General features: G+C 60.7%; 12 protein-coding genes. 7 read left to right on the forward strand and 5 right to left on the reverse strand.

What is annotated here, in order from left to right:
• Positions 1 to 15 precede the first annotated feature (15 nt).
• The 4 genes from ACR0KX_RS11305 to ACR0KX_RS11320 form a co-directional block, all read right to left on the reverse strand.
• A complete protein-coding gene (locus ACR0KX_RS11305) occupies positions 16 to 1,584 on the reverse strand; it encodes an alkaline phosphatase D family protein (protein WP_480708431.1) in 1,569 nt (522 codons plus the stop codon).
• Positions 1,585 to 1,719: 135 nt separating this feature from the next.
• Complete coding sequence (locus ACR0KX_RS11310; RefSeq protein WP_170623368.1) at positions 1,720 to 2,085, reverse strand: SPW repeat domain-containing protein; 366 nt, start codon at positions 2,083 to 2,085, stop codon at positions 1,720 to 1,722.
• Positions 2,086 to 2,195: 110 nt separating this feature from the next.
• Positions 2,196 to 3,146 (reverse strand): AraC family transcriptional regulator, encoded by a 951-nt coding sequence (locus ACR0KX_RS11315; RefSeq protein ID WP_170623617.1) that lies wholly within the window; start codon positions 3,144 to 3,146, stop codon positions 2,196 to 2,198.
• A 125-nt stretch (positions 3,147 to 3,271) separates the two neighbouring features.
• Complete coding sequence (locus tag ACR0KX_RS11320) at positions 3,272 to 4,138, reverse strand: branched-chain amino acid aminotransferase (RefSeq protein WP_170623370.1); 867 nt, start codon at positions 4,136 to 4,138, stop codon at positions 3,272 to 3,274.
• A gap of 159 nt (positions 4,139 to 4,297) precedes the next feature.
• Here ACR0KX_RS11320 and ACR0KX_RS11325 point away from each other — a divergent pair, with 159 nt between their 5' ends.
• From ACR0KX_RS11325 to ACR0KX_RS11355, 7 genes are all read left to right on the forward strand, one after another.
• On the forward strand, positions 4,298 to 4,810 hold the full coding sequence (locus ACR0KX_RS11325; protein ID WP_170623372.1) for a MarR family transcriptional regulator: 513 nt from the start codon (positions 4,298 to 4,300) through the stop codon (positions 4,808 to 4,810).
• A complete protein-coding gene (locus ACR0KX_RS11330; RefSeq protein ID WP_170453461.1) occupies positions 4,807 to 5,508 on the forward strand; it encodes a response regulator in 702 nt (233 codons plus the stop codon). The genes ACR0KX_RS11325 and ACR0KX_RS11330 overlap by 4 nt, the downstream gene beginning before the upstream one ends.
• A 69-nt stretch (positions 5,509 to 5,577) precedes the next feature.
• The gene (locus ACR0KX_RS11335) at positions 5,578 to 6,504 is read left to right on the forward strand and encodes a histone deacetylase family protein (RefSeq protein ID WP_170623374.1); all 927 of its coding nucleotides are present in this window, start codon (positions 5,578 to 5,580) and stop codon (positions 6,502 to 6,504) included.
• Positions 6,501 to 6,743: an exodeoxyribonuclease VII small subunit gene (locus ACR0KX_RS11340; RefSeq protein ID WP_170521075.1), complete on the forward strand. Its 243-nt coding sequence runs from the start codon at positions 6,501 to 6,503 to the stop codon at positions 6,741 to 6,743. The genes ACR0KX_RS11335 and ACR0KX_RS11340 overlap by 4 nt, the downstream gene beginning before the upstream one ends.
• Positions 6,744 to 7,610, forward strand: coding sequence for a polyprenyl synthetase family protein (locus ACR0KX_RS11345; protein ID WP_480708432.1), 867 nt, complete (start codon positions 6,744 to 6,746; stop codon positions 7,608 to 7,610).
• A 16-nt stretch (positions 7,611 to 7,626) separates the two neighbouring features.
• The gene (dxs, locus tag ACR0KX_RS11350; RefSeq protein WP_170453457.1) at positions 7,627 to 9,555 is read left to right on the forward strand and encodes a 1-deoxy-D-xylulose-5-phosphate synthase; all 1,929 of its coding nucleotides are present in this window, start codon (positions 7,627 to 7,629) and stop codon (positions 9,553 to 9,555) included.
• A gap of 178 nt (positions 9,556 to 9,733) precedes the next feature.
• Positions 9,734 to 11,275, forward strand: a complete 1,542-nt coding sequence (locus ACR0KX_RS11355; RefSeq protein WP_170623378.1) for an ankyrin repeat domain-containing protein — start codon at positions 9,734 to 9,736, stop codon at positions 11,273 to 11,275.
• A 66-nt stretch (positions 11,276 to 11,341) separates the two neighbouring features.
• Here the strand turns inward: ACR0KX_RS11355 and ACR0KX_RS11360 are convergent, their stop codons facing one another.
• Positions 11,342 to 13,501, reverse strand: coding sequence for a hypothetical protein (locus tag ACR0KX_RS11360; RefSeq protein ID WP_170623379.1), 2,160 nt, complete (start codon positions 13,499 to 13,501; stop codon positions 11,342 to 11,344).
• Between the last annotated feature and the right edge of the window lie 11 nt (positions 13,502 to 13,512).

Genomic DNA, 13,512 nt, shown 5'->3' on the forward strand with positions numbered 1-13,512 from the left:
ACGGGGAAGATAGGATCAGATGGCCGGGTCACGCGGATCCAGCGTTACCGACCATAGCTCGGTATCCGCGCGGTCCATCAGGCGAACGGTCATTTGTTGCGTTGAACCGTCGATATCCACGAGGCCAAAGAACTGCAGACCCGCACTGGGTGGCAGGTTCACCCCTTGATCTTCGGTCGGAGCTTTGACGAATTTCACCTCGGGCCCGAAGGTTCCGTCCAACGCGTTCGGACCAAATGTACCGGCGTGCAGGGGCCCCGAAACAAACTCCCAAAACGGTTCAAAATCCTGAAATTGGGCTTTGTTAGGGTCGTAGAAGTGCGCCGCGGTATAGTGAACATCTGCTGTAAACCAGACCGTGTTCGTGATGCCCGCCGTCTTGATAAAACGCAGCAGATCGGCGATCTCCAACTCGCGACCCTTGGCCGGCCCACTGTCACCGTTTGAGATCGCCTCCGCTCCGGCCTGTTCCTTCCATTTGTCCCACACGATCAACCCGATCGGCATGTCAGAGGCAATCACCTTCCAGGTGGCTTGCGAGGCTGCAAGTTCGCGTTTCAGCCAGGCCAGTTGCGCGGCACCCAGAATGCGGGACTGATCGGTGATTTCATCCTCCATCGCGGGTCCGTTGGGGCCGCGATAGCTGCGCAGATCCAGGAAAAACACATCCAGCATCGGACCGTATGAGATCTTGCGATAGACGCGACCGGGCTCGGCAGGGGTTATGCGCAGCGGTGTCATCTCGTGAAACGCCCGTCCGGCGCGGGCTTGCAGCACATGCACCGATTTCTCGGAATACCGATCATCCGAGATCAGGTCCTTGGCGTCCGACCAGTTGTTGACAACCTCGTGGTCATCCCACTGGAAGAAGGTGGGGCAGACGGCGTTCATGGCGCGCACGTGCTCGTCCATCATGTTGTATTTCCACTGGGCGCGGAATTCGTCCAGCGTCTCGGCAACCTTGCGCTTTTCGTCGATCAGGGTGGCGTTCTTCCAGATCACTTGCCCGTCCTTTTCGACCTCGTCCTGCATCGGGCCGTCGGCATAGACCGTATCGCCGGAATGGATGAAAAAGTCAGGCCGGTGCTGCGCCATGGTCGCATAGGTGCGCATCCCGTCATCATCAATCCCCCAACCCTGACCTGCGGTGTCGCCGGACCAGGCAAATCGAATGTTCCGGCGCGCGGACGGAGCGGTGCGGAATTGCCCAATAACAGGCTCTGATACGGCATTGATATCGCTTAGATCGGCGGCGACAAAGCGATAGAAGATATCCTGATCCGCTGGCAGCCCGTCGATCAGGCGTTTGACCGCGAAGTCACCGTTCGGGATTGCATCCATTGGCGGCAACCGGCGGGCATCGGCAAAGCTCTCGGTGGTCGAGACCTCCATCATCACGCGCGCAGGCCGGTCGATGCGAGTCCAGACCATGCCCGAGCTTGCATCCACGTCGCCTGACTGAACACCATGTGTGAAAACGGGTCGCGACGCGGCACGGCTGATGGCAGGCATGGCCAGCGACGCAGCAAATGCAGTGCTGCCAGCCAGAAACGTGCGGCGGGTCGGGCGAATAATCTTGGTCATCTCGGGGCTCTCCTGTCTGGTGATCGTCTCAAAGATCACGCGATTGGTGAACCGATAAGAACCGCCCGTTTGTAAAACGCGCGGCTCAGTTTCTTGACAGTATCACGATGATACTGTGACAGCTGTGGATAATTCTCAGGCGGCAACACCCTGTTCAGGCGCGCTGAGTGAGATCACCAGCACCACCGCAGCACCGTTCAGCCAGTAAAAGACGGCATCCAGACCCGAAAACCCGAAAAGGCTAGGGGCGAACAGGAAGGTGATGCCGACGATAAGGTCCACGGCCAGATGGAACTTATAGCTCAGGACACGCCAGACCCCCAGGTGATGGTCGGTCAGAGCAGTCAGGACAAAGGCCGCGACCCCGGTGATAACCGACAACCACAAAGCCATGGGGTTGGACTGACCCAGCCCCAGAACAAAGGGCAGCACGATCAGCGCCAGCGCGACGGGGTAGTCCAGATAGGCGTGAATGTTGCGCGTAACGAAACGAAGAGACATCGGAAGATCCTTTTCTTGCTTGGGATAATCCGAAGATGGGGTGGGGATCTCAGACGTATCAGTTCAGGTCGTTCAGGTCTTTTTGCAGATCGTACAAATGCGCCGGTCGATCAGTGCATCGCCCGGTAAGCAGCCGGGGACACGCCGACCTGCTTCTTGAACACGCGCGAAAACGCCGCTTCGGACGCGTATCCGACCTCGGCCGCCGCATCCGCCACGTTCCAGCGGCTTTCTGTCAGTCCATGGCAGGCGATCTGCATCCGCCACGAGGTCAGGTATTGCATCGGGGTCGTTTCCATCTTCTCGGCAAACAACTGGGCAAAGGCGGTGCGTGACATCCCGGCCTCGCGGGCCAGAGTCTCGACACTCCATTCCTGTGCGGGCCCGTGGTGAAATGCGGTCAGCGCGCGGGATATGCGGGGATCGGCAAATCCGGCAAGCGCCGCGCCGGTCGGGCTTTGGCATTCCAGATAGGCCCGGATTGCCTGCGCAAACAGGACCTCGGACAGTTTCAAGGCGATCAGGTCGCCGCCGATCCGCGCGCCGCCCACTTCGGACCCGATCATGCGCAGCGTGGCCTCGATCCAGGCCCCGGCTTCTTCGCCATAATTCTCGATCAGAATGTAGGGCGGCAGCCGGTCGATCAGCATATGCCCGGTGCCCCGCCGCCCCGGCGGACCGGTGAACGAGAAATGGCCGCAGATCAATTGCGTATCGCGGCTTTTGTCCTCGCCGCCATAGACCAGAACGCCGTCGCCCTGATACCCGGCGTCCTCCAGCACCTGCTCCAGTGGCAGGGCGTCCAGCGGATTGACCTCATTGCACAGCAGCGCATGGGCTGCGCCGTGCGGGATCAGAATCAGATCACCCTGTTTCAAACGCAGTGTTTCGCCCGTGTTAGAGACAAAAACCTTCAACTCCCCACGCTGCACAAAGTGAAACCGGGCCACGTTTTCGAACGCGGGCACCTGAATGCCGAAAGGCGGCGTGAAAGAGGTGCGGAAATAGAACGTCCCCCGCAGGGACAGACGGGTGAGGATATCACTGAGCAGGTCCAACATGTGGGTAACGTAACCCCACCTGCGCGTTCGTCCAGCCATCTGAACGATCTGCACAATGTCTTGAACGGCAGGCAAAGAAAAACCCCTGCGCAAGGCAGGGGTTTGGAGTTCAGGATCTGCGCAGATCAGGCGCGGACAAGCTTTTCGTAGTCTTCGGCAATCTCGCGGGTCAGATCGCCCACTTTGAACGTATAGTCACCAATCTGCCCGACCGGAGTGACCTCGGCAGCCGTACCGGTCAGCCAGCATTGTTCGAAATCGGCCATTTCCTCGGGCTTGATGCGGCGTTCGTGGACGGTGATGCCCTTGTCTTTCAGCATCTGGATCACGGTCTGGCGGGTGATGCCGTTCAGGAAGCAATCGGCCAGCGGGGTGTGCACCTCTCCGTCCTTGACGAAGAACACATTCGCGCCGGTCGCCTCTGCCACGTAGCCGCGCCAATCCATGAACAACGCGTCCGAACAGCCCTTGGCCTCGGCCTTGTGCTTGGAGATGGTGCAGATCATGTAAAGACCCGCCGCTTTGGCGTGAACCGGGATGGTTTCCGGGCTGGGGCGTTTCCATTCCGCGATGTCCAGCTTGGCACCCTGCATCTTGGCATCGCCGTAATAGGCACCCCAGGGCCAGACCGCGACGGCCATGCGAACCGGGTTCCTGGCCGAGGCCACGCCCATATCCTCGCCCGAGCCGCGCCAGACCAGCGCGCGGACATAGGCGTCCTGCAAGCCGCTGGCTTTCAGCGCCTCGTCCTTGGCGGCCTCGATCTGATCGACGTCATAGGGCATCGGCATATCCAGCGCCTCGGCCGAGGCGATCAGACGCTCGGAATGTTCGCGGCTTTTGAAGATCTTGCCGTTATAGGCGCGCTCGCCCTCGAACACGGATGAGGCATAGTGCATCGCGTGGGTCAGCAGGTGCACATTGGCCTCGCGCCAGGGCACCAGTTCACCATCCATCCAGATGACACCGTCACGATCATCGTACCCCGCCATGCGAAACCTCCTGAACCGGGTTGAATTTTCGATTGTTGCGCTATTTAGGTCCGGAGCGGACACATTCTTGCGCAAAAACTGCGATTCGATACCTGTCCGCCCTTGGAATGTCAATAAGGCTGACATAAACTGAGCATTGTGTAACGAATGAGGCAAGATATGTCCGAAATCCGCCCCGCCCCGATGTTTGGGGGCGAAAGCCTGTTGTTTCTTACGGATGAGCAGTTGCGACAGGGGATCGAGGCCATGTTTTTCGCCTATCGCGGCTTTACCGCCGATCCTGACCGCATCCTGTCCGAGATGTCTTATGGCCGTGCGCACCACCGGGCGATTCACTTTGTCAATCGCGCGCCGGGGACCACGGTGAACAACCTGCTGGCCATTCTGGGGGTGACAAAACAATCCCTGAACCGGGTGCTGCGGACGCTGATCGAGGATGGAATGGTCGAAAGCCGGGTGGGTACCGCCGACAAGCGCGAGCGGCACCTGTTTCTGACCGAAAAGGGCCGCGCGCTGGAGGCCACGCTGTCCGACGCCCAGCGCGCCCGGATGCGTGCGGCATATAAGGACGCAGGCCCCGAAGCCGTGGCCGGTTTTCGTAAAGTGCTTGAAGCGATGATGGATGCTGATATGCGTCATGCGTATACGAAGCTGCGGGATACGACCTCATGAGCGATATGGACGCCCATCTGCTGATCGTCGACGATGACGAACGCATTCGCGATCTGTTGAAGAAGTTCCTGATGCGGAACGGGTTTCTGGTAACCGCCGCCCGCGACGCAGCCCATGCGCGCCGGGTGCTGTCGGGGCTGGATTTCGACATGATCGTGCTGGACGTGATGATGCCGGGTGAGGATGGCGTGAGCCTGACAAAGGCACTGCGCGAAACGCATGCGACTCCAATCCTGCTGCTGACCGCGCGGGGTGAAACCGAGCACCGGATTGCGGGGCTTGAGGCCGGGGCGGATGATTATCTGGCCAAACCGTTCGAGCCGAAAGAGCTGCTGCTGCGCATCAATGCCATTCTGCGGCGGATGCCGGAAACGCCAGCCCAAGATACCGCGGCGAAGATCCTGACGCTGGGCCCGATCCGCTATGACATCGAACGTGGTGAGATGTGGCAGGGCGAAGACCCGGTGCGTCTGACCGCAACGGAAAGCCAGTTGATGAAGATCTTCTCGGCCCAGCCGGGCGAGCCGATCAGCCGCGCGAAACTGGTCGAGGATCTGGGCCGCGACAAGGGACAGGCGCAGGAACGCGCGGTGGATGTGCAGATCACCCGGTTGCGTCGGAAGATCGAACAGGATCCGAAGCAGCCCAGATACCTGCAGACGGTTCGGGGTGCAGGATATATGCTGGCACCGGATTGATTTGGCCGCTGCGCGGCGATTTTATGCCTTCGGCGAAGGTATTTTTAGCCAGATGAAGAAGGGATCCCGATGAAAACTGCCTTGTTGACCCATGCTGATTGTCTGGGGCACGTGACGCCGGACGGGCATCCTGAGCGGGTGGCGCGGCTGGAGCATATTCTTCATGCGCTGGAGCCTTTGGATCTGGATCGCAGGACGGCCCCGATGGCGGCGGATGATGATTTGCTGCGGGTCCATCCCGAAGATTACATCCGGGATATTCGTGCCACGCGACCTGCGGAGGGGTTTGCGCAGATCGATGGGGATACGTTTATGTCTCCGGGCACTGTCGATGCCGCCTATCGCGCGGCGGGGGCCGTGGTGCGGGCTGTGGATCTGGTGCTGGGCGGTGAGGCTGCGAATGCGTTTTGTGCGATCCGACCGCCGGGGCATCATGCGGAAACGGACAAGGCGATGGGGTTCTGCCTGTTCGGCAATGCGGCTTTGGCGGCGAAACATGCGCTGGATCATCATGGGCTAAGCAAGGTCGCTGTCGTTGACTTTGACGTCCATCACGGCAATGGCACGCAGGATTTGCTGTGGGACGAAAAGCGCGCGCTGGTGATTACCAGCCAGCAGATGCCCTTGTGGCCCGGATCGGGACGCCCGGATGAGACCGGCGCTTATGAGACCGTATTGAACATACCTCTGGCCCCCGGCACAGGCGGGGCCGAGATGCGGGCGGCTTATGAGGCGCAGGCTTTCCCGCGTTTGCGGGCGTTCAGGCCCGAATTGATCATTATCTCAGCCGGGTTTGACGCGCATCAGGACGATCCGCTTGCCAATCTGAACTGGTCCACGGGTGATTTTGCCTGGATCACCGCTGAGCTGTGCAGGATCGCGGATGAGGTTTGTGAGGGCCGTATCGTCTCGACTCTGGAGGGCGGGTATGATCTGAACGCGTTGTCCGAGGCGACACGCGCGCATGTGGAAGAACTGATGAAGGCAGCACGATGACCGATACCCCCGTTGATCAGATGACGTTCGAACAGGCGATGAAAGAGCTTGAGGCCGTGGTCGGCCAATTGGAACGCGGTGACGTGGCGCTTGATCAGTCGATTGCGCTGTATGAACGCGGGGCGGCGTTGAAGAAACGCTGCGAGGATGAGTTGAAGCGGGCCGAGGAAAAGGTGGCCGCGATCACCTTGGATGCGGGTGGCCAGCCGACCGGGACGACGCCTGTCGAAGGTCAGTAAATGTTTCGCGACCAGTTGGCGCGGGATGCGGCGCGCATTCAGGCGCAGTTTGACCATGTCCTAAGCGCCTTTGACGATTTCGATGTGACGCAGGCGATGGGTTATGCCACCGAAGGCGGCAAACGGTTGCGCGGGTTTCTGGTGCTGGAAAGCGCCCGTTTGCATGGCGTGGACGAGGCCCGCGCGATCTGGCCTGCCACGGCGATTGAGGCGTTGCATGCCTATTCTCTGGTCCATGATGATCTGCCTTGTATGGATGACGACGATCTGCGGCGCGGTCGCCCCACGACCCATGTGAAATGGGATGAGGGCACGGCGGTTCTGGCCGGAGATGCCTTGCAGACATTGGCCTTTGAGCTTTGCGCGCGACCCGAAGTTGGGGCGGCAGATATACGGGCCGAATTGACCCTGACATTGGCCAAAGCCAGCGGCGCGCAAGGTATGGTCATGGGGCAGGCGCTGGACATTGCGGCCGAGACTGCAGCAGAGCCCGTGTCGCTGCAGGCAATCACGCATTTGCAGGCCGGAAAAACAGGCGCTTTGATCGAATGGTCCGCCTGTGCGGGTGCTCGATTGGCGCAGGCCGATCCTGCCCCGCTGCGCCAATACGCCCAAGCGCTTGGGCTTGCTTTTCAAATCGCAGATGACATTTTGGATGTGGAAGGCGACGCCGAAAAGGCCGGTAAGCGCCTGCAAAAGGATGCGGATGCGGGAAAAGCCACGTTTGTCTCTCTGTTGGGGCTGGGCCCTGCCAAAGCCCGCGCGGCAGAGCTTGTGGATCAGGCTTGCGCCGCGCTGGACGGGTACGGCCCAAGGGCGGAAACCTTGAAGGACGCCGCCCGCTTCGTTATTGCCCGGGACAGCTAAGTCAGGAACGCGCTAAATGTCTGATCGCCCGAACACGCCTCTGCTGGATCTTGTGAGCCGTCCTGCCGACCTAAAGCAGTTCTCGGACACGCAGTTGCATCAGGTGGCGCAGGAATTGCGGGCCGAGACGATTTCCGCCGTCTCAGTGACAGGCGGGCATCTGGGCGCAGGTCTGGGTGTTGTGGAACTGACTACCGCGCTGCATGCCGTGTTCGACACCCCGCGCGACAAGATCATCTGGGATGTGGGCCATCAGTGCTATCCGCACAAAATCCTGACCGAGCGGCGCGACCGTATCCGCACGCTGCGGATGAAAGATGGCCTGAGCGGGTTCACCAAGCGTAGCGAAAGCCCGTATGACCCGTTTGGCGCGGCGCACAGCTCGACCTCGATCAGTGCTGCGCTGGGCTTTGCCGTTGCGCGCGATCTGGGTGGCGTGACGCCCGAGGGGCTGGGTGACGCGATTGCAGTGATCGGCGACGGGTCGATGTCGGCGGGCATGGCCTTTGAGGCGATGAACAATGCGGGCCACCTGAAAAAGCGCCTGATCGTCATTCTGAACGACAACGAGATGAGCATCGCCCCCCCGGTGGGTGCGCTGTCCAATTATCTGTCGCGCATCTATGCAGAAGAACCGTTCCACGACCTAAAAGCCGCCGCCAAGGGCGCGGTGTCGTTGTTGCCCGAGCCGTTCCGTGAAGGGGCCAAGCGCGCCAAGGAAATGCTGAAAGGCATGGCAGTGGGCGGCACCTTGTTCGAAGAACTGGGCTTTTCTTATGTCGGTCCCATCGATGGCCATGATCTGGACCAGTTGCTGCCGGTACTGCGCACGGTCAAGGCCCGCGCAACCGGACCGATCCTGATCCATGTGCTGACGAAAAAGGGCAAAGGCTACGCCCCGGCCGAGCAGGCCCGCGACAAGGGCCACGCCACCGCCAAGTTCGACGTTGTGACGGGCGAGCAGAAGAAGGCACCCTCGAACGCGCCGTCCTATACCTCGGTCTTTGGCAAGACGCTGGTGGATGAGGCCGCGCGCGATGACAAGATCGTGGCTGTCACGGCGGCAATGCCGGATGGGACCGGGCTGAACCTGTTTGCGGAACGCTATCCTTCGCGCTGTTTCGATGTGGCGATTGCGGAACAGCATGGGGTGACCTTTTCGGCGGCGCTGGCGGCGGGCGGGATGAAGCCGTTCTGCGCGATGTATTCGACCTTTTTGCAGCGCGGTTACGATCAGGTGGTGCATGATGTGGCGATCCAGCGCCTGCCGGTGCGATTTGCCATCGACCGCGCGGGGCTGGTCGGCGCAGATGGGGCGACCCATGCCGGGTCGTTTGACATTGCCTATCTGTCGAACCTGCCGGGTATGGTCGTAATGGCCGCCGCAGACGAGGCCGAGTTGATGCATATGATCGCCACAGCCGTTGCCCATGATGACGGCCCCATTGCCTTCCGCTATCCACGTGGCGAAGGCGTAGGCGTCGACCTGCCCGAACGCGGCGAAGTGCTGGAGATCGGCAAGGGCCGTATGATCCAAAAGGGCGCGCGCGTGGCGCTGCTGTCTTTTGGTACTCGTCTGGCCGAGGTTCAGAAGGCGGCCGAAGCGCTTGGCGCGCGGGGGATCACCCCCACCATCGCCGACGCCCGCTTTGCCAAACCGCTGGACCGCGACCTGATCCTGACCCTGGCCGACGACCATGAGGCGCTGATCACCATCGAAGAAGGCGCTGTGGGCGGCTTTGGCAGCCATGTGGCGCAGCTTTTGGCGGATGAAGGCGTGTTTGATCGCGGCCTGAAATACCGCTCGATGGTATTGCCGGACATCTTCATCGATCAGGCCAGCCCGGCGGATATGTACGCGGTCGCTGGCATGAATGCCGAACAGATCGAAGCCAGGGTTCTGGATGTTCTGGGCGTTGCCTCGATCGGTGAAAAACGCGCCTAGGCCGGGCGGTCATGCGGCTTGCAACCCTGATGGGCGAAAGTTAGGCTCGGGTCAGGCTGTTTGAGGCAGCCACCCGGTCCGCGGAAAGCTGTCATCGGCACCTCATTAAGACGACTTGTAAACCAAATCGGTTTCTCAGCCCGGATCAGCGGACCGTCGGGCAGCGGAGGGAAGACCGATGACCAAATCACTCGACCAACTGCGCCGTGACGCGAAGGCCTTGGGCAAAGCTCTGACTGCGGGCGACAAGGGCGCGATGTTACGCGTCCATGGTATTGTCAAAACGCCCAGAAACGGGGTCTACAAACATGCCGACTGCCTGCATGTGATCGCGCGCGAAACGGGGTATGCTACATGGTCCGCGCTGAAACTGGCCGTCGAAACGCAAGGCATGGACCGGGCGCAGAAACAAGGGCGGCTGCGCTGGGCGCTTTACAACGGCTCGGCGGAAACGGTGGCGTATCTGCTGACGCAGGAGCCTGACCTGGCCGGGGATCAGGTGCCGCTGTTGGTTGCGCTTTACGACGTGAATGCGATGCGCCGGGTTCTGGCGCAGGATCCGGGCGCCGCAACGCGCGAATACCCGCCTCGGCGCCCGATGTGCCATCTGGCGTTTTCGCGGCACATCAAGACCGCCCCCGAGAAAGAAGGCGACATGCTGGCCATGGCGGATCTGTTACTGGCCCACGGCGCGGATGTGAATGACAGCTTTGCCTTCGACCCGGAGTCAGACCATCGCCTGTCCGCGCTTTATGGCGCTGTCGGCCATGCGGACAACATGCCCCTGGCCGAATGGCTTTTGGATCACGGCGCGGACCCCAATGACAACGAATCCCTCTACCATTCCACCGAGCTTGGCCATACCGACGGGCTGCGGATGTTGCTGAACCATGGGGCCGATCCCAAGGGCACCAACGCGCTGCCAAGGGCTATTGATTTCAACAGCACCGACGCGGTGCGCCTGTTGCTGGACCATGGCGCAGACCCCAACGAAGGCATCGCGCCTCACCCGTCGGGCGAGCCATCGCTGGTGATCCCCGCCTTGCATCAGACCGCCCGGCGCTTGGCGTCGGGTGAGATCGCCCGGCTCTTGCTGGATCACGGCGCGGACCCAAACGCCGTCAGTCGCGGCCATACGCCCTATGCCTTTGCCCGCGTCTTCGGGAACCGGGATGTGGCGGATGTTCTGGAGCAGGCGGGGGTATCCACGCAGCTATCAGAGACCGAGGCACTTTTGGCGCGTGCAGCGGATGGAGTGCCAAGGCCCGGCGACCGGATCGATATGACTGCCCTATCGGAAGAATTGACCTATCTTCTGGGTCGTCTGGTGTGGCGAGAAGGCAGCCTGCCCCATATGCAGCGCCTTGTGGAGATGGGCTTTGACGCCAACCTGCCGGATGAGATGGGGATGCCGCCGCTGCATCTTGCCGGGTGGGAAGGGATGGCCGATGTCACGGCCTTTTTTCTGCACCAGAACCCGGACCTTGACCACACCAACGCTTATGGGGGCACATTGCTGTCGACGATCATTCACGGGTCAGAAAACTGCCCGCAACGCGCGCATCGCGACCATATCGACTGCGCCCGGATGGCGTTAGAGCGGGGCGTACCATTGCCCCGAAAAGCCCCGCAATTTGCAACCCGGCCCGAGATGTCCGAATTTCTTGCCGATTGGGCGGAGGCGCATCCGGATCAGGTTGCGGAACACGGGGTGATTTGACACGCACCGACGAAAGAAAAGCGGCGGCGCAATTCAAGCGCCGCCGCCCGGCTTGCACTACTGGCGTCAGCCGTCCAGGCAGAAGCCTTCGATGTCGCCATTTGTCCAGTTGTTCGGACCACTGTTCAGAATGGTGCGGTCGCTTACATGGATGCGGATGTTGTAGCCGCAGGGATCCATGCCGGTGGTATCAAGCTCCCAATTGCCAGACGCGCCATCGGTACTCAGCGATCCAGCCGCGTAGCTGATCGTGACCGACGAACTGCCGCCCACAAACGGGGGCAGAACCGTCGCCGCAGGTGCGGCGGAAGTGATGACCATGGTGCCGCCCGCAGCCTCGGGCAGCGGGGTCACATGGATGCGCAGGCTTCCGCAGTGATTGCCCGTCATCGAATACGTGCCCGAGATCACTTCGCCAATGCCGAACTTGCCACAATTCCCTGCGCCGCTTGTGATTTCGACATCTGCGCCGGGCCGGGTGTTGTCGACCATAAAGACCGTCGATACGGTTGTGCCCAGAACCGGACCTGCCGGTTGCCGGAACTCGATGAAGACCGAGTGCAACCCGTTCTCCAGCCCCGTCAATGCGCCCAACAGATCGTCGGCGACCGAGACCAGCGGCGAGGCGGCCAGATAGGGGAACCAATCCCCAACCGCGTTGACCGTCTGCTTGACCGAAAACGGGCTTGGGAAGGTGGTAACATCGGCCTCGAACGGGTTTGTGTAGGCCCGTGGTGCGATATCGGAAGGTCCCTGGATCATGATCCGGTACTCCATCGCGCCTGCCGGGATGTTGAAGGCCCGGCCCTTCAGCAGCGTCCGCCCGCCAAACGGCGCATCGTCGGCATTGGGGATGATACCGCCCACGCCCGCGCCATTGGCATATCCCATGGCGTTGATCTGCGGGATCGGCATGTTTCCGATGGATTCCAGGAAGGGCAGGAACTGTCCGGGCACGCCGCCTTTCGGAAGATGTTCGACCTCGATCGTGCAATCGGCCCGGTCGCCCCAATGGGGCACGAAATCCGGATCATTCGGCGCGGGCGGGACGGCCCAGGACAGGATACCGCGAATCCGCGCCTGCCCGGTCTTGCACCATTCTTTGCGATGATCATCCAGATCCACCGGCAGCGAGGCCTGATACCACAGCCCGTCATCCGGGATCTGATCGATATTGTGCACATCGACCCAGGTGATGCCCTGGAATTCCCAGCCCGATCCGAAATCAAGGTAGAAGGCGACATATTCCCGCGACCCTTGCGAACACAGATCGCCCGAATAGCCACTGGCGCGCTTGATCTCGATCACGCCATGCAGGTGCGAGGTGTCGCGATCCAGACCAACGCAGTGAAGCTCTTCATATGTCGTGTTGAAGTCGGGCTTCATGATGAAGTCATCGAAATCCGAAAGGTCGATGTCAAAATCCGGTATCTGGAAGGCCGCCATCGTCTGGCTTGCGGCGATATCCGTGCTGTCGGCCGCAAGTTTGACCATGGTGGGAAAGACATTACGCAGAACCTGCATCTTGTCCGCCCGGTCGGTCTTTTTCATCAACTGCGCCAGCGAGGCCGCCGGTTTGTTCGCAACCAACTGGGTTTCCAGCAGCGATGTCGCCTGCTGCAGCACTTTCGGATCGATCTGTTGAATGCCGATATCGGTGATATGATCGATCAGGTTGCATAGGAACGGGCTTCTGGGGTTGATCTGAATGTCGCGCTCCAGCCTGTTGCCCCAGATCGGCAGCCAGTTCGGCATGTTGGCCGGCGGGACCACGTTCCAGGACAGAACGGCCCGAACGGTCGGCAAAACCGGGTCGCGGTCGCAACATGTCCGTTTCTTGGGATCGACCTTGATCGACACGGCGTAGCACAGGTCATCCTTGAACCCGAGGTCGTGGATGTTGAAGCTGTTCACCCCGCTGTCGACCCACACGCCGTCGCCGTAATCGAGGTAAAAGCGCACATATTCCTGCGACCCGTCCGTGCAGGGCCCACCACCATAGCCATCAGCCTGCTTGATCCGCACAATCGCGGTCAGGATACTGCTGTCGGGGTTGTAGCCGATGCAGGTCAGTTCTTCGAAAGCGACGTCCTGAATCTTTTTCAGAACCGGCTTTTGCAGCCCTTTCAGGTCCAGTTGGGACAGGTTGCCGAAATAGTTCGGGTTCTGAAGCAGCCTGAAATTGGCAGAGGTTCGAAGTTCAATTTCCTTGCTGACATCCGTCATGGGAATTCTCC

This window comes from Ruegeria sp. BG5 (assembly GCF_056538425.1).